General features: G+C 57.0%; 16 protein-coding genes and 2 pseudogenes. 10 read left to right on the top strand and 8 right to left on the bottom strand.

Going from position 1 to position 22,256, the window contains the following annotated elements:
• Positions 1 to 43 precede the first annotated feature (43 nt).
• Both ABFB52_RS04875 and ABFB52_RS04870 read left to right on the top strand, forming a co-directional pair.
• On the top strand, positions 44 to 220 hold the full coding sequence (locus tag ABFB52_RS04875; RefSeq protein WP_165369522.1) for a hypothetical protein: 177 nt from the start codon (positions 44 to 46) through the stop codon (positions 218 to 220).
• Between the two features lie 242 nt (positions 221 to 462).
• Positions 463 to 798: pseudogene (locus tag ABFB52_RS04870) on the top strand (integrase core domain-containing protein); the annotation flags it as partial.
• A gap of 135 nt (positions 799 to 933) precedes the next feature.
• On the opposite strand, the gene ABFB52_RS04865 reads toward ABFB52_RS04870, so the two are convergent.
• The 4 genes from ABFB52_RS04865 to ABFB52_RS04850 are packed head-to-tail and all read right to left on the bottom strand — an operon-like array spanning position 934 to position 8,540.
• On the bottom strand, positions 934 to 3,618 hold the full coding sequence (locus ABFB52_RS04865) for a TnsA endonuclease N-terminal domain-containing protein (protein WP_129972388.1): 2,685 nt from the start codon (positions 3,616 to 3,618) through the stop codon (positions 934 to 936).
• Entirely contained in the window at positions 3,608 to 5,416 is a 1,809-nt protein-coding gene (locus ABFB52_RS04860) for a site-specific DNA-methyltransferase (RefSeq protein ID WP_129972389.1), read from the bottom strand. The genes ABFB52_RS04865 and ABFB52_RS04860 overlap by 11 nt, the downstream gene beginning before the upstream one ends.
• Positions 5,416 to 8,331 carry an ATP-dependent DNA helicase gene (locus tag ABFB52_RS04855; RefSeq protein WP_129972390.1) on the bottom strand — a complete coding sequence of 972 codons (2,916 nt, stop codon included), beginning with the start codon at positions 8,329 to 8,331 and terminating at the stop codon, positions 5,416 to 5,418. The genes ABFB52_RS04860 and ABFB52_RS04855 overlap by 1 nt, the downstream gene beginning before the upstream one ends.
• Positions 8,328 to 8,540: a helix-turn-helix domain-containing protein gene (locus ABFB52_RS04850; RefSeq protein ID WP_129972391.1), complete on the bottom strand. Its 213-nt coding sequence runs from the start codon at positions 8,538 to 8,540 to the stop codon at positions 8,328 to 8,330. Before ABFB52_RS04850 ends, ABFB52_RS04855 begins: the two co-directional genes overlap by 4 nt.
• 123 nt (positions 8,541 to 8,663) lie before the next feature.
• On the opposite strand from ABFB52_RS04850, the gene ABFB52_RS04845 reads away from it, so the two are divergent.
• A complete protein-coding gene (locus ABFB52_RS04845; RefSeq protein ID WP_256656666.1) occupies positions 8,664 to 11,939 on the top strand; it encodes a DUF3883 domain-containing protein in 3,276 nt (1,091 codons plus the stop codon).
• An 88-nt stretch (positions 11,940 to 12,027) separates the two neighbouring features.
• Positions 12,028 to 12,186, top strand: a pseudogene (locus ABFB52_RS04840) (DUF4113 domain-containing protein); the annotation flags it as partial.
• 69 nt (positions 12,187 to 12,255) lie between these two features.
• Here the strand turns inward: ABFB52_RS04840 and ABFB52_RS04835 are convergent.
• Positions 12,256 to 13,209: an inovirus-type Gp2 protein gene (locus tag ABFB52_RS04835; protein ID WP_129972394.1), complete on the bottom strand. Its 954-nt coding sequence runs from the start codon at positions 13,207 to 13,209 to the stop codon at positions 12,256 to 12,258.
• A 321-nt stretch (positions 13,210 to 13,530) separates the two neighbouring features.
• On the bottom strand, positions 13,531 to 13,731 hold the full coding sequence (locus ABFB52_RS04830; protein WP_129972395.1) for an AlpA family transcriptional regulator: 201 nt from the start codon (positions 13,729 to 13,731) through the stop codon (positions 13,531 to 13,533).
• Positions 13,732 to 14,447: 716 nt separating this feature from the next.
• Between ABFB52_RS04830 and ABFB52_RS04825 the strand changes: the two genes are divergently transcribed.
• From ABFB52_RS04825 to ABFB52_RS04805, 5 genes are all read left to right on the top strand, one after another.
• Positions 14,448 to 14,849 carry a hypothetical protein gene (locus tag ABFB52_RS04825; protein ID WP_129972396.1) on the top strand — a complete coding sequence of 134 codons (402 nt, stop codon included), beginning with the start codon at positions 14,448 to 14,450 and terminating at the stop codon, positions 14,847 to 14,849.
• Positions 14,850 to 15,062: 213 nt separating this feature from the next.
• Positions 15,063 to 15,545, top strand: coding sequence for a cysteine hydrolase family protein (locus ABFB52_RS04820; RefSeq protein ID WP_129972397.1), 483 nt, complete (start codon positions 15,063 to 15,065; stop codon positions 15,543 to 15,545).
• A 138-nt stretch (positions 15,546 to 15,683) separates the two neighbouring features.
• Positions 15,684 to 16,052 carry a DUF6124 family protein gene (locus tag ABFB52_RS04815; RefSeq protein WP_129972398.1) on the top strand — a complete coding sequence of 123 codons (369 nt, stop codon included), beginning with the start codon at positions 15,684 to 15,686 and terminating at the stop codon, positions 16,050 to 16,052.
• A 216-nt stretch (positions 16,053 to 16,268) separates the two neighbouring features.
• On the top strand, positions 16,269 to 16,856 hold the full coding sequence (gene rimJ, locus ABFB52_RS04810; RefSeq protein ID WP_129972399.1) for a ribosomal protein S5-alanine N-acetyltransferase: 588 nt from the start codon (positions 16,269 to 16,271) through the stop codon (positions 16,854 to 16,856).
• A gap of 68 nt (positions 16,857 to 16,924) precedes the next feature.
• Positions 16,925 to 18,358 carry a glycosyltransferase family 39 protein gene (locus ABFB52_RS04805; RefSeq protein ID WP_129972400.1) on the top strand — a complete coding sequence of 478 codons (1,434 nt, stop codon included), beginning with the start codon at positions 16,925 to 16,927 and terminating at the stop codon, positions 18,356 to 18,358.
• A 64-nt stretch (positions 18,359 to 18,422) separates the two neighbouring features.
• Here ABFB52_RS04805 and ABFB52_RS04800 read toward each other — a convergent pair whose 3' ends face one another.
• Both ABFB52_RS04800 and ABFB52_RS04795 read right to left on the bottom strand, forming a co-directional pair.
• Positions 18,423 to 19,244, bottom strand: a complete 822-nt coding sequence (locus tag ABFB52_RS04800; RefSeq protein WP_129972401.1) for a phosphatase PAP2 family protein — start codon at positions 19,242 to 19,244, stop codon at positions 18,423 to 18,425.
• Complete coding sequence (locus ABFB52_RS04795; RefSeq protein WP_129972402.1) at positions 19,241 to 19,912, bottom strand: histidine phosphatase family protein; 672 nt, start codon at positions 19,910 to 19,912, stop codon at positions 19,241 to 19,243. Before ABFB52_RS04795 ends, ABFB52_RS04800 begins: the two co-directional genes overlap by 4 nt.
• Before the next feature lie 244 nt (positions 19,913 to 20,156).
• Between ABFB52_RS04795 and ABFB52_RS04790 the strand changes: the two genes are divergently transcribed.
• Complete coding sequence (locus ABFB52_RS04790; RefSeq protein ID WP_129972403.1) at positions 20,157 to 22,076, top strand: methyl-accepting chemotaxis protein; 1,920 nt, start codon at positions 20,157 to 20,159, stop codon at positions 22,074 to 22,076.
• The last annotated feature ends 180 nt before the right edge of the window (positions 22,077 to 22,256 follow it).

Below are 22,256 nucleotides of genomic sequence, written 5' to 3'. Positions count from 1 at the left end.
TCCGGTGCCCGAACCTACATCGCCACCACCCCAGGAGTTTTCCATGGCATTGATACGCTTCCTAATCGCACTTCTCACCTTCATCGGCGCACTGGCAAGCGCTTTCGCACTAGTGCTGGCGGTGATCCTGATTCTGCGATTTCCGCCGATATTGATCGCAGTCGGCATTGCCTGCCTGTTCTTCAGCTGGGTGCTCAAGCGCTTCCCCAAAATCGGATAAACGACATAAGGCAGACAGGAGGCTGAAATGCCTCCTGTCTGCCTAAATGCTGTTTTCTTTTTTTGGTCTGAACTGCTGAAAGCTTAAACCCTAGCCGAACTCAGCAGGTCTGCCCCCGGCATCCTTTTTCAGCAACTTATACACTACCGTTGGGTAGATTTCGGTGATGGGCTGGGTCATGTGCCCCCCGACCGCTCCCGTGATGCGGTGCGGATCAATCTGGCCAAGTGTTTTCTGGAAATGCGCAAGCCCTCAGACAGGCCCTGCGTAAACGGCGGCGTCGCCAGCCGTTAGTTCATCGCTCGGACCGGGGTATTCAATACTGCTCAGCGCTGTACCAGGCACTGCATGCACGGTACGGGGTCAGATGTTCGATGACCGACGGATATGACTGCTACCAGAACGCACTGGCCGAACGGATCAACGGAATCCTCAAAACCGAGCTGCTGCTGAGCAATCCAGAAAATCGGGAGCAGGCGAGAAAGATGTTTGATGAGGCGGTGCAGATCGACAACACGGAGCGGCCTCACATGGCTCTGATAAACAAAACGCCCGATGCGGTGCATCGGGCGTTTTGAGGCCTATCGGCCTACCTGAGCAGGTGTAAACCTATTTCAGGACTAGACAGATTAATGTTAGCCAACTGAGAGACGATCCATCTGGGGGGCTCAGGAAGTAGAGACACCAGCCCACCTCCTATGCAACTCTCCACATTAAAGCAACGTTCGGAAACGCCTCTTGTCAGCATCCGAGGACTTGAGGATACGGTACTCCATCCCACTGGCCACGGCGATCTGCTGAGCGAAGTCCTTTTTGGCCTGCACCACAGCATCTTCGATTTGGTTGTCGGCCTTCACCTCGACGATGACGTACTTCAGGCTGCCATCCGGCTCCTCACGCTGGAAGATGAAGTCGGGATAGTAGCTGCGCACGGTGCGTGAGTCAGGGTCGATATACTGAATGAAGAAATCGGACTGACCGTGCGTCAGCATTCCGGTGAAGTAGATTTTCCTCACTCGCTGCTCACGCATCAAGTCCCAAAATAGCCAGTTCTCTGAGCCCGAATCGAAACAGTAGGTGTCGAGGTGGAAGCTCTTGGCGCGCTCCTCGTCCTTGATCTGCGAGTCGTTCATCCGGACGATCTTATCCTTCGCCGCAGAAACCTCGTAGTAGCCGTTAGCAGGCGTTTTGATCAGGTCGACCTCGTACTCGTCCTTCTTCTCATACTCGTCAAGATCAAACAGCAAACGGAACAGGCGTGGGATGATCTCGTCGTAGAGCAGTTCGTTAAACTCGTTGGTTATGGCCACCAGTTCTTCAGTGCCTTCGCTGGTCGCATCGAGAAGATCCTCGATTTCCAAAGGGCTTAGGTTTAGATAGCGCGACACCTCCGCCACCAGCGATAGCTGTGAAAAGGTACGTTTTTCCCGGCGCATGGTCAGGTCGAAAGTTCGACTACCGGAGGCACGCGCCGCGTCGGCGGCGGTCAAGCCGTTTTGTTGCGTTTCGATCAGGCGGTACTTCTCAACCAGCGAATTCCAGTTTGCCTTATCGGTGCGGTCGAGGCCCAGCTTCTGGCCGGGCACAATTGCCTTCTCACGCATCTGATAGAGCTTGCGCACCCGCACCAGCTTGATCTTGACTGGGGGTTCGACCACGCGCACTTCTACGCGTTCTTTGTCCTTAGCGGTCTTCTGCAGCTCTTCGGCGCTGATATGGAAGTTCTGCTTTAGTTCGTCGTTGAGCGTGCTGAGGTTATCGCTCGATAGGAATACGTGACCGGTGTGCTGGGCTTCGCCGATGGCGCGCAAGCAGCGCATGGTGGCCTGTAGCACAAACACTTTCGATTTGGGCTCGCGGAAAAGTCCCACGCCGAACAGTGAGCGGCAGTTCCAGCCTTCGCGGCCTTTGTTGACCAGCAGGATGAATTGCTTTTCCGAGCCTTCAGTGTCCAGTCGATTGAACTCGCGGATGTCGTCGTTGTTGGTGATTGTGCTGTCACCCACGTTGACCAAGATACGTGAGGTCGGGATACCGTATTTGAGTAGTGCCCGCTCTACGGCGGGCCTGAGTTCACTAGTCAACTCTTCGACAGTGGCCGCAAAAAAAGCCAGCTTTGGTAGTAAGCCTTCCGGGCGCAGCTCACCAGACTCCCTCAAGAAGTTCTCAATGGCGATGTCGACAAACTCGTCGGTGCGCGTGTTGCCATAGCCGTGCAGCGTCACTTTTTTGAGGAAACCCTTGTCGATGGCCTCCTTCAAACCATATGCGTAGACCACTTCTGGCAACACCTGGCGCCCCACATACGGCGTACCCGTGTAGTTATAGCAGGCCACCACATGAGTACCTGCAGCTTTCAAGCTAGCCGCCAGAACGTCGATGGTGGTGCGCAGACTGGTGTCGGCTTCCTTCGCGCCGACTCCCATGTCCTTGGCCAGCTTCTTGCCGAAGGCGTGGTGGGCCTCGTCAACGTAGATACCAAGTTGCTCCAGACGGCGTAACTTTTCGAAGCGCTGGTTGGTGGTCAGCTCTCCTTCTTCTTCCGGCTGTTCGAAGTTGTAGAGGTCGGCAGCATCGGCATAGACGCCGGTGGCAGATAGTGTTTGGCCGGTGGCGCCAAACAGCTTATCGACAGAGTTTTTTTCCTTGTGCTTACGCTTGAGGATGATTTTCTGCGTATTGGAGACGATGATGTTGAAGCGCGAGCGATCCAGCGTGTCCAGCGAGGTGCCCGCTTCTTCGAGGAAGTGAAAGCGCAGGTGTGTGGTCAGGAAGTTGACGTACTCCGGCGGCACCACACGGGTCAGGTTAAAGGACTCGATTTCCTTAAGCGATTGCAACACCGTCTTATCTGGTGCGAACACCAGCGCGTTGTGGCAGTAGCGCGTGTCTTTCTCGAATTTGTTGCCTAGTAGGAACTCGTAGAAGATACAGGTCGCCATCAGGATAGTTTTACCCGTGCCCATCGTCAGCGCGAAGATATAGTTCGGGTAGGCGCGCGAGTTCTTGCGCATAGCTGCGAACACGGCCTTGTACTGTTCCTGAGTGACGGCATCGAACAAACCTGCCTGCCCCCCGTTGCCCGAAACAACGCCCCCTTCAGTCCGATCAGCGAAGCGGCCTTGCTTCTCGAACCACTGCTTAAAGATTTCCTCAACCTTAGCGTTGCCGAGGAACTCCTTGAGAAATACATAGGTTTCCAGCGCCTCAAATTGCGGCTGGCGCAGGAAGGAATTCGGGTTCCTTTCGGGGTTGTTGAAGTCTAGGAACTTGCGGGTCAGCTCCTTGTAGTGCGTGCGGATCGTGCCTCGGTTGGCCTGGTAGAACTGCCAGAGAAACTGGAAGAAGGCAAAGTCGAGCGACGCGTTCACCGCCTTAGCTGCGCGCTTAATCGCCATTGCTCACGCTCCCTTCCCAGGATTCCGACAATAGGTCGGTGATCTTTACACGAATGGTGCCTGCATCTTGGGGAATCTCGTAAACGCCCTTGACTAGATCATTCTTGCCAGGGACGTCCACCACTGCCGGTTGCAGCACCGCGCCGTCGTAGTTCCAGTCGATCAACACTGACTCGACCAGCTCCTTCCAGTCGTCGACCGATTCCTTCGACAGCGAGAGTTTTTGTAAAAGGTTCATCGGGTAGAACCTCTCAATGATCAGCTCGCCGTTCTTGATGGCGACCTTGGCCTGCGAATCGCGCTTGAACTCCAGGTCGGCCTTGTCGCGCAGGATGTCCACCACGTCCACGTCGATCTTGAAAGGCTTGCCGGCGTACTCCAACTGCGCTGCCAAATCTGGCTCGTGCCCCATGCAAATGAGGGTGATCTTCTCGACCGGGCGGTTCGGAAAGTCGTTTTGCCTGTGTTCCCAGGCCTTATAGTCAAAGCCCGCAATCAGCTCGTTCAAGTCGGCGCGTGTGGTAATGCGGTTGACGGGCATGATCTTGATCATGCGCCCGTCCTTCTCACCGTCGAAAACGCTGCTGAATTTCAGTTTTTGCACTTCCAACGCTTCAGTCAGCAGCTCCTTTGCCTGAACGGGGTTGCGGAACACGTCGTAATGATTGACGTTGTAGATCTCAAAGCCGGGAAAATGGGAAAAGGAATCCCGAGTTCGTTGTCGCAACTCGTTGCTTGCCTTCACCTTCAAGAGGCGCTTGGTTGTCGTCTGAACTGCACCGAGGTTAATATCAGCACCGATAAAGCGCCGACCTAGCTGCATAGCGACGGATTGAGTCGTTCCAGACCCCATGAAGCAGTCCAACACTAGGTCACCTGGGTTTGAGCAACACTTGATAACCCTTTCAAGTAGCGCTTCCGGCTTTTGCGTTGGATACCCTGTACGCTCGTCCGCCATCGGATTAATTACCGGCACTTCCCATACGTCACCCGCCTCTTTGTCAGTGCTTTCCTGGTAGAGATAGTTGCCATCCTCATCCTTGAGCCACTCATTGATCCCAAGCTCCTTATTCCACTTGCGAACCGGTTGTGTCCTCGCTTCTTTTACGGGAATAAGATAGGGGTTATAAGTAAAGCCATTCCCCTTCGAATAGAAGAAGAGCGTGTTGTGGAAACTGTCAAACGCTGAAGAATTGGCACCGTACTTATTCGTGTAATACCAAACAATCTCGTTGACAAAATTTTCCGCACCGAAGACTTCGTCAAGTAGGAGCCGCGCATACCCGGTGACTCGATAGTCACAGTGCAGCATGATCGTGCCTCCTGATGCGAGTAGCTCTCGAAGCATCACGAGACGTTCATAGAGAAATTGCAGGTATTCGTCATTCGTCCAAAGGTCGGAATACTGTTTTTCCTGGAAGGCAGCATGCTGGATTCCGACCTTGACCTTATCCTTCTTGCCTTTCGGGCGAATCGTCATCTTGTAGTCCGCGTCAGATGCAAACGGCGGGTCGATGTAGATCAGATCCACCTTGCCACGGAACTCCTTAAGCAGGTGACTCATCACCTGAAGGTTGTCGCCCCAAAAAATCTTGTTACGCCAGCCATCCACCTCTTCGCCATGGACCTCCTTCAACTGTGCCGGGTAATACTGGGTCGAGGTAAACGGGCGCTTGCCGCGCCAGTTCAGCATCGGGTAGCCCTTGATCGGCTCAAACTCGTACTTCTCGACGTTAGTGGTGCCGCCATCGGGTGTGGCCACTCGCAGGCCTTCCTGCGCGGGGATGTTCTTGCTCATTAGTCGTTGTTCCTGAATTTCCAATTCTTGTTGTCGCAGTAGGCTCGCATGTCGCAGCTTTGGCACAACTTGGCTGGGCGTGCTGCGATCTGGTAGTCCTGCCGCTTGATGCGCGCCACGATGTCGTCGAAGCGCGCGATAGTCTTACCGATGGCCCGGTCGTCCTTGGTAAAGGAGACATAGGGGTTCCCACCGTCCTCGCCGGTGTAGTACAGGTGCATCCGGCTAACCTTCTGGCCAGTGCGCCCTTCCACCAGATGGGCGTACACCTCCAACTGGTGCTGATACTGGCGGAGGCGATCCCGATCCTTCTCCATATCGGGCTTTTTCTCGGATTTGAAGTCGATGATCTCGACCGTGTCATTTTCGCCCCGGATCAGGTCGACATTGCCCTTCAAGATGTAATGATCCTTGATGAGCGAGATCTCGACCTCGGCCTCCGTGATACGGTCCCAATTGCCGTTTTCGCGCTCGTAGTAACGCAGCACGTGCAGTAGCGCCGCCTCTTGCGAAGAGGGCGCGAGGTAGACACGGTCCTTCTTGGAAAGCATGGCGTAATTGGTCGAAAACCAGCCCTTAATCGCGTCAAAGGTGATGCTGCCTTCTTCTCCACGCAGCACAGTCTTGTGAATGTCCTCGATGGTCTGGTGCACCAGCGTACCGAAGAGCATCGGGCTTTCGCGGATGGGTGTGAACTCCAGTTCCTTGAAGAAGCGGTACTGCTCGGCGCAGTTCTCGAACACCGTGATGTGCGAGGTGAAGGAGTATTCGCGCTTGAGATTGATCTGCTTAACAGCCTCGAATGTCAGTGCAGACAGATTAACATCACGCCAACCGGGAAGCCCGTAGAACAGCCGCTCAAAGTACTTGGATGGCGATTTGCCGCGCCCCTGCTTTTCCTGCGCGGCCAGCACCAACAGATTCTGGGCACGTGAGAAGGCGGTATAGAACAGCCGCCAGAAGTCGAAGTTCTTGATGTGGTCGAGTGGCTCGAAACGCTCCTTGGAAAGGTAGCCGCCATCTTCCAGGAGTACATCGAGCGCGCTGTATTGCTTGCGCGGCACAGCCTCCAGCGAGCCGCACACCACCACCGGAAATTCCAGACCCTTGGACTGGTGGATGGTCAGGAATGAGACACAGCCCTTGGGAGCGTACTCGGCCTCGTCCTCATACTCGCCGATGCCGCCATCCTGCAGGAAGCGCAGGAACTGGTTGAACAGGTCGCGCAGGTTCTTTTCCAGCCACTCGGGGTTAAGCACGCTGACAAAATGCAGGTACTCGAACTTGTTGAGCAGTTTGGAGAAGGTGCCGAGGTTGCGAGCGGCACGCCCTTTGTCCGCGCCTTGGACGGCCTCCTCGCTGAGGAAACGCGAGAACAGCGGGAACTGCAGCAATTGGTAGAACAGGCCAGAGAAGGCATAGTCGGTGTTCTGCATGAGCACGGCGTGGCGTTTGGCCAGCGGGCGCGCCCAGTCCAGCATCGCCTTGTTCTCCGGCTTACGCAGCTCGTCGATGAAGGGCTTGAAGCACTGATGGTCGTAGAAGTCCCAAATGGGCAGCGTGACGCCTTCGGCCCACGCCCGTACCTTGGGGAACTGCGGGAACAGGAAAATCAGCGCCCCGATCATCAGGCGGATTTCCTCGCGCTCGAAGAACATATTTGAGCGGGGCGAGAACACGGGTATGCCCTGGGCTTCGAGGAAGCGCGCCAGTGCCACCACCTTGTCGTTCTTGACCGACCGGAACAGGAAAGCGACCTGATTCCAGTCCGAGAGTTGGCCGGAGTTCTTCAACCCGTTGAGGAAGGCCAGTACCTCGGCGTGCCAGTTAATGGTGTCGCCGTTGTCGTCACTGGCGGTCAGTCGCACCGCTGTAGGCAGATCGGGGAAGTCATCCCCGCGCGGGACAATCTGCTTGGCGAAGCGGAACACCCGAGTGCCGTCGTCCCAAACCTGCTCCTTCATCCACTCGTTGTAAAAACGGATAATGTCCGGGTGCGAGCGGTAGTTGACGGTGAGCTTGACCTGCTTACACTGGCCGTCGTTGAACAGCGCTGGGAACTCCAGAATATTGCGGATGGTGGCCCCGCGAAAGCGATACAAGCCCTGGTCGTCGTCCCCCACCACGCACAGATTGCGCCGCTCGCCCGCCAGCAACAGAAGGATGCGCTCCTGAATGGTGTTGGTGTCCTGGTACTCGTCCACCATCAGGTGAGTGAGCTTGTCGCGCAGTTGCGCCAGCACCTCGGGGCGCTTTTCCAGCAGTTGCAGAGCCTCGTACTGGATGCCGGAAAAGTCCAGCGAGTTGTGCTCGTTGAGCAGCTCCTGGTACTTGGCAAAACACGTGGCCAGGGCGCGGATTTCCAATTCCGGTGCCACCTCCAGCGTGGCTGCATCGAGCGCCTCCTCGCTGACCTTGTTGAGCCACTTGAGCAGGTTCTCCGATTGCGCCCAGCGGCCCACCTGGTCATAGCCCATGACAAGCTGAGCGTCTGGCAGCTCGCGGAAGTCTTTGATGTGCTGGTAGAGGAAGTACTGCTGATCGAACTGGTCGAACAGTGTGAAGCTGCGCTTGAGCCGGGTGAACTCGCGGTAGTCCTCCAAGAGCCGTAGGCAGATGGAGTGGAAGGTGCCGAGATACATCTCGTTCAGGTTGAATTGGATGTTCAGCTCGGCCAGCCGATTGGAGATACGAGTAGTGAGCTCGCGCGCGGCCTTGTCGGTGAAGGTGACAACCAACAGCGACTCGGGGGCGACTCCCTTGTGAGTGATGAGATAGACGATGCGCTCTACCAGCGTGAAGGTCTTGCCCGACCCAGGCCCGGCAATGATGAGCACCGGGCCATCGGTGGCCAGAATGGCTTCAAGCTGCTGGGGATTGGCCTTGGACTGGAGGGCGGTGGCGTTGGAGGTCATTCAGCCCCCTCGTCATAATCCACTTTCGCTTTGCCGATGCGGCTGGCAATCCACTTGTCTAGGTCGCTGCGCCGAAAGCGCCACGTGCCACCGAGCTTGAAGGCCGGGAGCTTACCGCTGGCCGCCAGGCGATAGACCGTGCGCTTACCTGCCTTCAAAAAGGCAGCAACCTCGTCAATCGTGAGGATCTCGTCTGGCTGGTCGCTCATTGGCTTTCCCATTTCATTTGCAGAGTGTTTTGTTTACTGCCAAATCTTGTCATTTTATTTCCAGATTGTGCAGACTTGTGCAAACTTGGCATCGGAAAGATGCCCGACCGAGAGGGAACAGCGGTGGCATCGAACTACGACGCAATTTGCGAGGAAAACCGGGAGAGCTACGGCACCAAGGGCGCTCAAAAGTCAGGGAAGCTGGCCGCTGGGCTGTACGACGACCGCACGCACTTCATCTTCGAATTGCTGCAAAACGCAGAGGACGCCCTCGGCAGGCGCGGAAACTGGCACGGGTCGCGCAAGGTTGCCTTTACTCTAGATTCGACCCGTCTGAGGCTCTCCCACTTCGGCAAGCCGTTCGACGAGGCTGACGTCCGAAGCGTCTGCGACATTGCCGAGAGCACCAAGAACGAGTCCTCGATTGGCCGCTTCGGCCTTGGCTTCAAGTCGGTCTACACCGTCACCGATCTTCCGGAGATTCACTCTGGTGATGAGGACTTCGCCATTGAGAACTACGTCTTTCCCAAGCGAATGGCGCGTTTGGCGCGCGCGGCGGATGAAACTCAGATCGTCCTGCCCCTGAAACCCGAGGACACGAGCGCAGCCCAGGACATCACGGCAGGGTTTCGCCACTTGGGCCCGGGCGCGCTGCTGTTCCTGCGTCACATCGACGAAATCAACTGGAGCGTCGAAGGCGGCGCCTCCGGGTTCTACCTGCGCAACAGCCCGGAAACGCTTGGGCCCAATGTTCAGCGCATCACGGTGATCGGCAACAAGGATGATCGCCCCGAAATCGATCAGAACTGGCTGGTGTTCCACCGCGACGTGTTTTCTGCCGAACAGCAAAAGGTTGGACGGGTAGAAATCGCCTTCTCGCTGATCGCAGTGAAGGACGCTCCCGGCCGCTGGGCAGTGCAGCCACTGGCCAAGTCACCATTGGTGGTGTTCTTCCCGACCGTGGTTGAAAGCCACCTTGGCTTTCTCGTGCAGGGGCCGTACCGCACCACGCCCAGCCGCGACAACATCCCGCCCGGCGAGCCGTGGAACCAGCATCTGGTTAAGGAAACGTCCAGCTTGCTGCTGGAAGCGATGCGCTGGATGCGGGATAAGGCGATGCTGGATGTCTCGGCGCTTCGGTGTCTTCCACTTGACCGCGAGAAGTTCCCACAAGATTCGCGGTTCGCGCCGATGTTCGATGCCGTCCAGCAGGCATTTCAAAAGGAGGCGCTTCTTCCGACCTTCGACGGCGGGCACGTTAGCGCCGATCAGGCCAAGCTGGCGCGCACACAAGAGCTGCGGGAGCTGTTCAGCCCGGAACAGGTTGCGGCGCTGTTTAACTCGGAGGTCGCCGTTTGGTTGTCTGGCGACATCACTCAGGATAAAGCACCCGAGATTCGCCAGTATGTGATGCGCGAACTCGACATCGACGAGATCACACCGACAAAGCTGGTGCCGAGCCTAAGCAAGTCTTTCCTTGAGGCTCAACCTGATGAATGGGTATTGCGGCTGTACGAATTCCTGAGCGGCCAGGAGAAAGCTCTGCGTCGCCACCTCGACACCGTTTCGCTCATCCGTCTTGATGATGGCAGTCACGTTGTCGCCCGCGAGGATGGGAAAGCCAAAGCATTTTTGCCCAGCGCCATTGTCACCAGCTTCCCGACGATGCGCCGCGCCGTGTGTGCGACAGCCGAGGCGCGCCTGTTCCTGAGTTCGCTAGGCATCACCGAACCCGACCCGGTGGATGACGTGATCTGGAACCTCCTGCCAAAGTACCAGCAGGAAGAAGTGGATGTAGACGACGATGCCTACGCTGCCGACATCGAGCGCATCCGTACTGCCTTCAACACCGATTCGACGAGCCAGAAGGAAAAGCTCCGTTCAGCCCTGCGCGATACCAACTTTGTAATGGTGGTCGACACCGGTGATGGCAAAGCCTACGTCGCCAAGCCCGGAGACATCTACATCGCCACCGACCGCCTGCAGCAGCTATTCGCCGGCGTGCTGGACATCCTGATCGTCGACAACGAATACGACTGCTTGCGCGGTGAAGATATCCGCGACCTGCTGGTGTCGTGCGGCGCAAGCCGCTACCTCATTCCTGAAGCAACACCGTCGGGGCTGGGGCATTCCGAGAAGGTCCAGATTCGCCGTGAAGCAGGCCTTGAGCGCGCAAGTTGGGAAGATTTGCTAGAAGACTTCACTCTTCGCGGGCTGACGCAATTGCTGGAGCTCTTACCCACGCTGAGGCCCGAAGAGGCAGCGGCCAAAGCGAAGGTGTTGTGGGAGGCGTTAGCTGACCTTGAGGCGCGCGGCACTGCTGCGTTCTACGGTTCCTACAAATGGGGTTATTTCCACGAGACAAAGACCGCCCGATTCGACGCCGACTTCATCCGAACGCTCAATGAGGTTGCCTGGGTGCCGACCGCCGACGGCGAGCTCGTACCTCCGGCGTTCGTAGTGTTCGACACCCTTGGCTGGAAAGCCAATCCTTTCCTGCTGACCAAAATTGCATTCAAGCCGCCGATCATCGATCAGTTGGCCAAAGAGGTAGGCATTGATCCGGCGATTCTCGACCTACTACGAAGAGACCCCGCTATCGTTGCTGAGCTGGTGTCTCGATTGAGCGCTAGTTCAATAGCGGGGCCCGAATCATCAACAGACCCCGAGCCAGAGGCCGACGAGCCATCCGACAGCGACGTGTACGACGATGCGAAAGACCTGTACGGCGACGACATGCCAGATATCCCGCCCGGCACACCAGATCCCGATGGTGGCGACGGCGTGGGCAATGGCGCGGGACGCGGCGGCCAAGGCCTCACTGGTACCGGCACACCACGCGGCAACGGCCAGAGCAATGGAGGCGCACATGGTAGCTCAGGTGACCACGGCGCATCTGGCGGTAAAGGAAGTGGAAATGGCGGTGGTTATGGTAAGAGGACGCCCGGCCAGACCGGGGCGCGCCCCTTCATTTCCTACGTCGGCGCACATCCGGATGACGATGGCCCAGACCCCGATGACCTCGATCAAGCGGCGCGAATGCAGATCGAAGGGCACGCCATCGACCTAATCATTGACCTTGAGCCAAAATTGCGCCGCACACTGGATGGTAACCCCGGTTTTGACCTTTACGAGGCCGACAGCAGTGGCAGGCAGATTCGATGGGTAGAAGTGAAGTCAATGACGGGCAGCCTGCGAGATCGGCCCGTGGGGTTGTCACACACGCAATTCGACTGTGCCCGTGAAAAAGGCGATGCGTATTGGTTGTACGTGGTCGAACACGCGACCGATTCGGTACAAGCGCGTGTGCTCCGAATTCAGAATCCCGTCGCTCACGCCAAGACGTTCACGTTCGACCGGGGGTGGAGACAAATCGCTCAAACGGGACTTCCAACTTAAACGATTCAAGATGGGGTTTGAGGGGCAACGGAACAGAAAGTGCACTTAGCGTACGAAAATTTCCGTTTTCTCTTTTCGCCCCACATAGGTTATGCCGGTACTGGATGAAATCAACAGTCGATGGGGTCGCGGCACTCTACGGGTGGCAAGTGTCCCATCGAGCCCAGAATGGGCCATGCGGCGCAGCCTCATGAACCAGAGTTACACGACTAAACTCGACCAGTTATGGCGCATCAACTGTTCATAGCCGGCTGGACAAGTCAGAGCCAGCACGATGGTGCTGAGATTCTGACCTGTAGCTTTTTCAAGCAGTTGCTCAGCGAATACGACCAGTGCGGTAGGTTCTCGCCCCAGCCGGTTTCATGCGCAGATATTGGTTGTCCTTGGTCAGGTAACTCACGGCCTTGATGACCTTTCGACATGCCTCACTGTCAGCTCGCTTGATCACCCCGATTCCGAGCTCGTCACCATAACGGGCCGTGTCATCGTTGCAGCTGAAAAAGTAACCCTGGCCACGAGTGATCTGTTCCCACAACTCACCGACCTTTCTCGCCTTAGCGAAATCGCTGCGTACCTCAGCACCGTTGAAGAAGAAGGCTGCATGGATATGAAAGCCTTTATCCTCTCCGTGCTCGACTGAACAGATATAGCCTGTCTCATGCTCGAAGATGGGATTACGCTCCCGCGCACGAATGAGCTTGTCCAGGTCATTGAACACATGCTCAATGCGCAAGCGTGGACGAGCTATCGTTCGATAATGCAGATCAACACGAACGACCACCGTGCGGGAGTAACGATTAAGCACCTGGCTGACGTATTCGCTGAGCGTGGTTTGCTTCTGACTAGCTTCGTAGCGACGGTCATCCGCTTTGCGCGTGTACCTTTTGCTGCTAATCAACTGACGAATCCGAGCGACCAATACGTTCATGGAATGATGAAAGTCCAGATAGGCGGTCCCTTGTTCATTCAGGCAGGTCACACCTGCCGGACTACGCTCCAGGCCAATGTCCTGGCAAGCTTCCCAGAAGGCTTGCAGATGCTCGCTGTAGACGTAGGGGTGACGATCATCGAAGAGATCGAACATCTGCTGCATGGAGTCGACGTATTTGGAGATCCTGGTCCTTTGTGCACGTTCGTATCCGGATTGAGTTTGGATTATCTCGAAAGCTGGCTTGTCAGTACGCTCAATGGACTGAACGAGTCGTTCGATCCTGATCGAGGCTTGAGACTGGGAGAAGCTGGTGTAGGTGATATTGCTGAATGAGTACATGGTTGAGGACCTGGCTGGTTGGATACACACCAGGTACTCACTGAGTATCTTTTAACTGCTGAGACGCTCTCCGCTTGAGACTATTGAAAGGAAGTAGCTGATTAGATATAGCTATATCAATAAAACCAGCTTTGCCAAGGAAGGTACTGCTCGTAGAAGCAGGGCAATAGAAAACGATATTGCCTTGCGTATCGAGACTTTTCGCTATGAGTCCACCGAGGGAGTTGTCTGAGATGGGAAACACCCCAGTCGGCTGATGCGGCACAAAGCACCATAACCGGGGGAAGCCCCAGTCATGGCGCTTGCTAATTCTCTTTTCAATTAGGCTGCAGCGACCTCGGCCAGGTCACGCTCCTCGATCCTTGCCAGAATCCAATCATGCACCTCGTTTTCAACCCAGCCGACGCAACGGTCACCCAGCGAGACCGGCTTGGGGAAGGTCCCTTCCGAGATGTACTTGTAGACAGTGGACCGGCCCAGGCCGGTGGAATCGATGACGTCTTTCAGACGAATAATCCTCATGAACAGGCTCCTCATGTTTGTTCAGAGGATTGGCAGCGGCGGTAAATAAATACTGATAAGCACGACCGCCAGAACTCATGTGAGTCAGTCCAGCCTTTCCACAAAACGCAGGAACCAGCGGATCACTCAAATTTATTGGATGAAGCTCAGCCTTCCAACCTGAGGTAGGGCGGCCGCTGCGATAAGAACCTCGGCCCTCAGGCAACCCTCATTGCCATTGACAGGGAAGCCAAAGAGACACAATTCCTCTATGTAATTCAGCCAACTTTTGGCGATTAATCCCTTAAGCAGACCTAAAGATCAGTAGCAGCTTCTCGCATAAACTCGCGAGCTTAGCTTAAAAGGCATCGGCTTTATCACCCACTTTATCGTGAAAATATCGAAAATCTGATTAGCTTATCTCACTAAATCCGTTAGTTTTTTAGCCATCAAAGCTGCTTAACCATTGCTTTATCGCCTAAAAATCACAACATCACGCCACACCGTACTGTTACGCTGTAACGTTACGAGTGCCATTGTTTCGTAGTGAAGCTCAGTTTCATCGTGACGTTACGAAGTAACGTTACAAGTACTGTTACTCTGTAGTGAAATGTAGTAACGTCACTCCGTCACTCGACACGTTTAGTCACGAAATAACATAACACCAAACTTAAGAGACGCTATAAATGCATGGGCCAAGGATTGACAAGCGCGAGACGATAGAACCGGAAGACACAATGCGCGCCTGGCTCAACCTGCTAGATGAAAAGAAGCCCAAGTGGGCACTTGACTACCTGATTGCAAAGGGAGTGATCGCTCCGAAGATCCGGCTGTCTGAATCGCCCCGCGACACCATCATCGAATGGAGCCAAAAACAAATAAATACCCCGTTCAATGAGCTGCTGATAAAAAACATGAAAGCAGCATGGCGCCAGAAGCAGTACAGAGACGGACTAGTCGAAAAAAAATCATACAATTTCATTCTTGATACGAAGGTCAAGGCTCAGCTGGACTCCCTTGCCCGAAGACAAAGGAAAACGATTTCTGAGACTCTGGAAGGCTTAATCAAGCAAGCCGAACTCAAGGCCAGGAAAGCCGATGCAAAAAACGGGGCTACAGAATCAATACGCGATTGGTGATATGAAGGTGGTCCTACCACAAACCTATGCTGCAGATCGCAAAGGACAACGGTATTCCAAATGGTATTCCACATCAAAACATGAACCAATAATTTAGTTATAAATCAATTAGTTATTAATTCAGTTCAGATTACCCCGGCCCACCAACTCTCAACGACAAGGCCCGCCCAGTGCGGGCCTTGTCGCATCTGGAGATTCATCCCGGGAGAACTCATGCGCCAGGCACTGCTGATCATCGACGTCCAACCCAGTTTCGCCCCGCCGCAATGGCTGATCGACGGCATTCAATCCCTAATCGGCAAGCTGCCAAGCCTCGCCACGGTCGAGCGTCATGACGAGAGCCGCACACCGTTCCATCGTCAGCTCGGCTGGCACCCGACAGCGGATGACGACAGCCTGATCGCCGCAGACCGCATCTTCATCAAATACGGCTACGCACCCTCCCCGGACACAATCGAATATCTGAAAAGCCTGAACCTGGATCGCGTGCTGGTCTGCGGCCTGCAAACCGAAACTTGCTGCCTCGCTGCCGGGTTTGCGTTGTTCGATGCCGGCTTGCAGCCGACGTTGCTCACGGATCTGACGGTGGGCTCGTCGCTGGATCGCTCGGGCGGGTTGGGTGTGCGGTTATGGGAACATCACTTCAAGCACACGCTGACGTCGAGTGAACTTCACTCCTGTCTGCAGGCGTCCTAGGAAATTTCCCGCAACCCACGTCGACTTCCATGAACTGGTTCAAGATGCTTCCAAACGTTAGTCTTCGCGCTCCGCTGCAACCCGGTAGATGGTTTACCAAAGGGATTCGCCGGGAGCCTGAAACCATGGAGCCTCGTCATGAAAAAAGACAACCCAAGCCTGCCTGATCAAACACCGCCTCACGAGTCCGAATCGAAAGAACCGGCTGTGCTTGCCCAGCCTCAGGAGTACGTGAGAAAGCCGCGTCGCACCCTGCCGTTCAACGAGATTTTCTCCGTGCGCACCGACGTGGACACGGCCACTCTGCTGACCCATGCCTGTGAAACCCTGGCGGCGCTCAACATGATGACGGCGAACATCGCCGATGATTTCACAGGCTCTCAGCGCAGCCGGTTGCTGGCGATCCGGCAGTTGTCGATCATGACCGAGATGCTGGTCAATCGCGCCGTGGAGAACCTTGATCCGGTGAATCTGCTGCCCCGTACGACGGCGCCTGTCATGCACTGAAAACGACCGCTCGTCGATGACGCAAGTCGTTCATCGACATGAACTTTTCTTCACCCCGGCGGCGGTGATGGCCGTGTACATTGGCCTCGCTCATTCAAGAAACTACGGTTCGCCCGCGCTCCTGCGGGCTTTTTTTCGCCCGCAATCTGGCGGCGATTTGTATTTTCCCGCCCACCGGGCAATTCTGGTGTTCAATCCCGAGACCCGGAGCACCCGATGCCGCTGCTGACCCTGCCCTGTCAACGCCTGACGCTCGCGGTACTCGACCCGGATCAGGCGCCGCTGGAAAGCGCGTTCTACCAGCGCAATCAACGTCACCTCGCGCCGTGGTCGCCGATTCGTACCACCGATTATTTTTCCACTGAACAGATCCGCCGGCGCCTTGAAATTCAGGCCAGCGCCTTCGAAGCCGGGCTCGCGGTGCATATGGCGTTGCTGACCCCGGATGGTGAGCAGATGATCGGCGCCTGCAATTTCAGCGGGATCATCCGTGGTGCGTTTCAGGCGTGTTATCTGGGTTATCACATCGACGAGGCGCATCAGGGCAAGGGTTTGATGCAGGAAGCGCTGGAGGCGGCCATCGCCTACATGTTCGATACCCAGAACCTGCACCGGATCATGGCCAATTACATTCCCGGCAATGAGCGCAGCGCCCGGTTGCTGGAGCGCCTTGGATTCGAACGGGAAGGCTACGCCAAGGCGTACCTGAACATTGCCGGGCGCTGGCAGGATCATGTGCTGACGGCGCGGGTCAATCCGCGTTTCGAAACGCAGGAGCAACGCTGGTCGCGGCCGCTGTCGTGACGTTCACAAATTATTAAGGATTGGCCGCGTAAGCTCGGGGTTCCGCTCACTTCCGGTTGCCTGAACCCATGTCGCGTGCCGCCTCTTCCCTGCTTCTGCTTGCCGCTCTGCAGTTCTTTTTCGCCCTTGGTAACCATCAACTGCAAGGTTCCACCGAGGCCCGGGTGGCGGGCATTGCGATGGAGATGCACCTGGACAACGACTGGGTGACACCGCGCCTGTTCGGCGAACCCTTTCTGGAAAAACCGCCCCTGAGCCTGTGGCTGGACGCCGGCGCCCTGCGGGTTTTCGGTGTCTCGCCCTGGGCGGTGCGACTGGCGTCGGCGGTGGCCGGATTGCTCAGCGTGATGCTGCTGTACGCCATGCTGCGCCGGTTCGAACGCCCGAAGGCCATCGCCTGGACGGCGGGGATTCTGCTGGCGACCATGGCCAGTTACTGGAGCAACGTGCGCGGGGTCGGCGAGGATGCGTTGCTCGCACTTGGAGTGACCACGGCACTGTTGGCGTTCTTCCAGGCGCAGCGAGCACCGACATCAGGCAATTCGTTGCTGTTTGTAGTCGGGATTGCGATTGCCACGCTGAGCAAAGGCGTGCTCGGGCTGGCGATGCCGGGTGTGGTGATTTTCGCTTATCTGTTGGCCGACAACCTGATGGACAAGCGCTTCAAGCTGACGGACTGGCTGCGTCCGGGTTTGCTGACCCTGGTCGGCCTGATCCCGCTGATGATCTGGCTCGCCGTGCTCTATCAGCGTGGTGGCATCCAGGCAGTCAGCGAAGTGTTGCTGACCAACAGCGTCGGACGTTTCAGCGGATCGTTCGTCGAAGCCGGCCACTACGAGCCGTTTTACTACTACCTCGCCAAGCTGCCGCAGGCGTTTCTGCCCTGGAACATTCTGGTGTACCTGGGCCTTTGGCATTTTCGCAAGGAACTGAAGGCCAACCGTTACCTGCTGTTTTTCAGCCTGTGGATCATCGCGCAGTTCATCCTGCTGACCCTGGCCTCGAGCAAACGCACGGTGTACCTGATGTCGATGACACCCGCAGCGGCAGTGATTGCAGCGGAATATGCGGGCGTGCTGTTCGACAAGTTGAAGGATCACAAGAACGGTTTTGTCGGACGCATCGCCCGGCATCGTCAGACAGTGGCGGCGGGCATATTGGCGGTGGTCATCGCCAGCTACCTTGGCGCCGCGCAATGGGCACTGCCCAACGCCGATAAACACCTGTCGTTCCTGCCGCTGACCGAACACATTCAGGCCCTGCAGGCGAGCGGCAATCAGGTCGCGTTGTTTCAAGCCAACGAACGGGTCGGCGGCGCCAGCGTGTTCTACACCCAAAGCGTCCTCAAGGGCCTGGACACCGATGCACAGCTTCAGGATTTTCTCAGCGCATCGCCATCGAACATCGCCGTGATGTCGGGGGACAGCGAACCCGCCGCCCCGCTGAAAGTCCACAAGACCATGATGGTCGGGCGCCAGGCGTATTACTTCGTGGGCTATTGAAACCACAACAGCACAAACAAAAAAACCGCCGGTGATGGCGGTTTTTTTCATTTCAGCGGCGAGCTCAGACAGAAACCTCAGGCTGTGCGCCGAACACCTTCCGCTCACGCTTGCTCAACACCGGCAATTCCAGACGAGCCCGTCCGTAGAACGCCAGCGCCGTCAGCAAACACGCCAGCCACACGAAGATACCGGCCCAGAACGTGTGGGACATGTAGTGCCAGCCCTGTAGGACCCGCGTGGTGCCGTAGACAAAACCGAGCAGCAGCGAGCCCCACAACAACGCGCTGGAAAAGCGCCATTGATAACGACGCGCCACGAAGTACAGCGCCAGCATGGTGAAACCACCGGAAGCATGGCCACCCGGCCAGCACCGCCCTTCACCCGCTTCGTGGAACAACTGGAAATTGTTGTACCACTCGATGTGCGGCATCTTTCCGCCGTACAGCGTGGTCTCGATCGGGCAGTAAACGCTGGTGTGCGCCTTGAGGAAATGGATCACCCCGGTGCAGACCGCGAAAGCCACGACCACAAACAGAAAGTCCCTACGGTGATCGGCGGCAAAGCGCAGCACCGGCGCGACTTTGCTGCGCTCGAGAAAACCGCCCAGACGCGGATGTTTTTGCGGTTTAACCAGTGGCCAAACAAACGACAACATCGCGCCGATCAAGGCAATTTCCGCCGTCCAGTTCGGAATGATCCGCGCCCACTTGTGGGTCAGTTTTTCAAAGAAGTGAATCTTGTCGAGCGGAAAGGTGTGGGTCAGTGGATCGAACAGCAAATTGCTGAAAGCGATGTCGATGTTGGTCATGTCGAACATCAGAAAAACCACGGCTGCGCAGAGCAGCGGGATGCCGAAGTTGTAAGCATAAAAGCGGGATTTCATTGGGTGGTCACCGTGCGCCAGTCGGAGGCTTCAATGAAGCCGAGCATCTGTGGGGCCGCCGGGCTGGCGGCGGAAACAAACAGCGATGCGCCGTAACCGAGGGTCGAGGCCGGCACCTTGAGGTCTTTTTCCAGCTGCGCCATGCATTCGCTGTGGGTCACCAGAATCAGGTTGCGCCCCGGGACTTTGTGCGCGAGCGCGTCCTGCAGCATCCGGCCCTTGCAACTGATCAGCCAGTCTTCGCCGGTCGCGGCCTTGTTGAACATGTAGCCGGCGGTCTGCACCGTGCGCACCATCGGGCTGTTGTAGACGTCGGCCTTGTCCAGACCCAACTGCTCGAACTGCGCGCCGACGCTCACCGCGACACTGCGCGAACGGTCGGTGATGCCATCATTGCCACTCAGGCACGGGGCTTTCGAGTGATCGCAGCGCTCGACGTGACGCACCAGCACGATGATTTCGCCTTTGCTCCAACCGTCCTTCAGCGCCTGCGCCCCGGCCACATTGCCGTGGGCAAGGTCCGGCACCGCCGCCGGGGCCAGCAGCCAGAGGGTCAGCGGAATGACCAGCACCGAGGCTGCCAATACCACCCAGGTGTTTCGAAAACGGGCCAGACCGCTCAGATCAATCGAGCGCTTGACGCCGAACAGACTCAGTCGCAATTCCACAAAAAGCCGCCATCACTTGTCATTCGATGCGGCGAGGTTAGAGAGCACGGCGTGGGCAGGCAGTGAAACCCATGTGAAAAAAGTCTTGTGAGTGCCTGTTACAAATTCCGTAGGACAAAAACCTTTCAGCTCTCGGATTTGCGGCCGATACAGTCCTGCTTACACCCTTGCTGGCGCAAAAAAACAACAATCTTCCAGCCTGACCGACGATCAAGACGCACAACGTTTTTCTGGAGGATTTTTGATGAATAGCTGGTTCGGCAACATCAGCGTGAACCTGAAACTGGGGCTCGGATTCGGCCTCGTCCTGGCCCTGACCTGCATCCTGGCGCTCACCGGCTGGACCAGCCTGGGCGGCCTGATTGACCGCAGCAACTGGATGAGCGACATCACCCAGCTCAACGCTGGCCTGACCAAACTGCGCGTGGTGCGCCTGCAATACATGCTGACCAACGGCGACGAAACCGCCGCGCAGAACGTGCAGACCACCCTCGACGGGTTCGCCGCACAACAGCAGAAGCTGATCAGCAGCTTCAAGAGCCCGGAAAACGTCAAGCTGCTCAAGGAGCAGGCGGCGACCATCGCCGAGTACCAGACGTCTCTGAACAAAATGCGTAACGCCTACCGCACCGGCAACACGGCGCGCGACTCGATGGCCGCCAGTGCCGCGACGGCTTACGGCCTGATCGAAGCGCTGAGCAACCGCGTCCAGCAAATGCCGTTGAGCGATGAGCGTTTCGAGCAGTTCCAGGCCGTCACCGCCGCCAAGGAAGCGTTCATCCTGGCGCGCTACGAAGTGCGCGGCTACACCGCCACGGCCAACGCCGAGACCGAGCAGAAAGCCGTCGGCCAATTGGACGTGGCCATTGCCAGCCTCAAGCCACTGAACGTGCATTTCGCCAGTTCGCAGCAGGACGCCCTGCGTCAGCTGGAAACCGCACTGACCAACTACCGCAGCGCCTTGCAGGCCTTCAAGAACGCCAACACCGATGCGGTGCAGGCGCGCAAGGAAATGACCGATCAGGGCGCGACCATCGTGACCCTGAGCGAACAGCTGTATCAGATCCAGCTCGATCGTCGTGATGCAGAAAGCGCCCAGGCCCGCACCCTGCAACTGATCAGCACCCTGCTGGCGTTGCTGGTCGGCATCATCGCTGCCTTCATCATCACCCGTCAGATCACCCGTCCGCTGCAGGAAACCATGGCTGTGGTCGACCGCATCGCCAGCGGCGACCTGAGCCAGAACGTGATCGTCACCCGCCGCGACGAACTCGGCGTGCTGCAACAAGGCATCGCCCGCATGGGCGTGACCCTGCGCGATCTGATCAGCGGCATCCGCGACGGCGTGACCCAGATCGCCAGCGCCGCCGAGGAACTGTCGGCCGTGACCGAACAGACCAGCGCCGGCGTGAACAGCCAGAAGGTCGAGACCGATCAGGTCGCCACCGCGATGCACGAGATGACTGCCACCGTGCAGGAAGTCGCGCGCAACGCCGAAGAAGCCTCGCAAGCCGCAGCCGCCGCCGACGGCGAAGCCCGCGAAGGCGACAAAGTGGTGAACGAAGCCATCGCCCAGATCGAGCGTCTGGCCAGCGAAGTGGTGCGTTCCACCGAAGCCATGAGCGTGCTGCAGCAGGAAAGCGACAAGATCGGCAGCGTCATGGACGTGATCAAGGCTGTGGCCGAACAGACCAACCTGCTGGCCCTCAACGCTGCCATCGAAGCGGCCCGTGCCGGTGAGGCCGGTCGCGGTTTTGCCGTGGTCGCCGATGAAGTCCGTGGCTTGGCCCAGCGCACGCAGAAATCCACCGAGGAAATCGAAGGTCTGGTGGCCGGTCTGCAGAACGGCACGCAGCAGGTGGCCGCCGTGATGAACAACAGCCGCGCCCTGACCGACAGCAGCGTGGCCCTGACCCGCAAGGCCGGCGACTCGCTGGAAAACATCACCCGCACGGTGTCGAACATCCAGTCGATGAACCAGCAGATCGCCGCAGCCGCCGAACAGCAAAGCGCCGTGGCCGAAGAAATCAGCCGCAGCATCATCAACGTCCGTGACGTGTCGGAACAGACCGCTGCGGCGAGTGATGAGACGGCCAAGTCCAGCGTTGAACTGGCGCGGTTGGGTGGGCAGTTGCAGCAGATGGTGAGCCATTTCCGCGTGTAAACCCTGCACACGAAAGCCGATGTACAAAGAAGGGCAGCTGAAAAGCTGCCCTTCTTTTTTGTCCTGAAATTGCCAACTTCAGGAAGTGGATGACGCGTTCTGAAACGCAATTACACACGCTTGATCAGGGGTGTTTAAGGACACGCCGTGATACGTCCCGAAGCCCACAAAACCTTGCGC

Source organism: Pseudomonas sp. 9.2(2024), assembly GCF_039695385.1.
Taxonomy (GTDB): Bacteria; Pseudomonadota; Gammaproteobacteria; order Pseudomonadales; family Pseudomonadaceae; genus Aquipseudomonas; species Aquipseudomonas paraglycinae.
This window is presented reverse-complemented; position numbering and strand designations above follow the sequence as displayed.

Excerpts from the sequence above, each read along its gene's own strand:
- ABFB52_RS04875 (WP_165369522.1), top strand. The coding sequence starts at position 44 with ATGGCATTGATACGCTTCCTAATCGCACTTCTCACCTTCATCGGCGCA.
- ABFB52_RS04865 (WP_129972388.1), bottom strand. The coding sequence starts at position 3,618 with ATGGCGATTAAGCGCGCAGCTAAGGCGGTGAACGCGTCGCTCGACTTT.
- ABFB52_RS04860 (WP_129972389.1), bottom strand. The coding sequence starts at position 5,416 with ATGAGCAAGAACATCCCCGCGCAGGAAGGCCTGCGAGTGGCCACACCC.
- ABFB52_RS04855 (WP_129972390.1), bottom strand. The coding sequence starts at position 8,331 with ATGACCTCCAACGCCACCGCCCTCCAGTCCAAGGCCAATCCCCAGCAG.
- ABFB52_RS04850 (WP_129972391.1), bottom strand. The coding sequence starts at position 8,540 with ATGAGCGACCAGCCAGACGAGATCCTCACGATTGACGAGGTTGCTGCC.
- ABFB52_RS04835 (WP_129972394.1), bottom strand. The coding sequence starts at position 13,209 with ATGTACTCATTCAGCAATATCACCTACACCAGCTTCTCCCAGTCTCAA.
- ABFB52_RS04830 (WP_129972395.1), bottom strand. The coding sequence starts at position 13,731 with ATGAGGATTATTCGTCTGAAAGACGTCATCGATTCCACCGGCCTGGGC.
- ABFB52_RS04825 (WP_129972396.1), top strand. The coding sequence starts at position 14,448 with ATGCGCGCCTGGCTCAACCTGCTAGATGAAAAGAAGCCCAAGTGGGCA.
- ABFB52_RS04820 (WP_129972397.1), top strand. The coding sequence starts at position 15,063 with ATGCGCCAGGCACTGCTGATCATCGACGTCCAACCCAGTTTCGCCCCG.
- ABFB52_RS04815 (WP_129972398.1), top strand. The coding sequence starts at position 15,684 with ATGAAAAAAGACAACCCAAGCCTGCCTGATCAAACACCGCCTCACGAG.
- rimJ (WP_129972399.1), top strand. The coding sequence starts at position 16,269 with ATGCCGCTGCTGACCCTGCCCTGTCAACGCCTGACGCTCGCGGTACTC.
- ABFB52_RS04805 (WP_129972400.1), top strand. The coding sequence starts at position 16,925 with ATGTCGCGTGCCGCCTCTTCCCTGCTTCTGCTTGCCGCTCTGCAGTTC.
- ABFB52_RS04800 (WP_129972401.1), bottom strand. The coding sequence starts at position 19,244 with ATGAAATCCCGCTTTTATGCTTACAACTTCGGCATCCCGCTGCTCTGC.
- ABFB52_RS04790 (WP_129972403.1), top strand. The coding sequence starts at position 20,157 with ATGAATAGCTGGTTCGGCAACATCAGCGTGAACCTGAAACTGGGGCTC.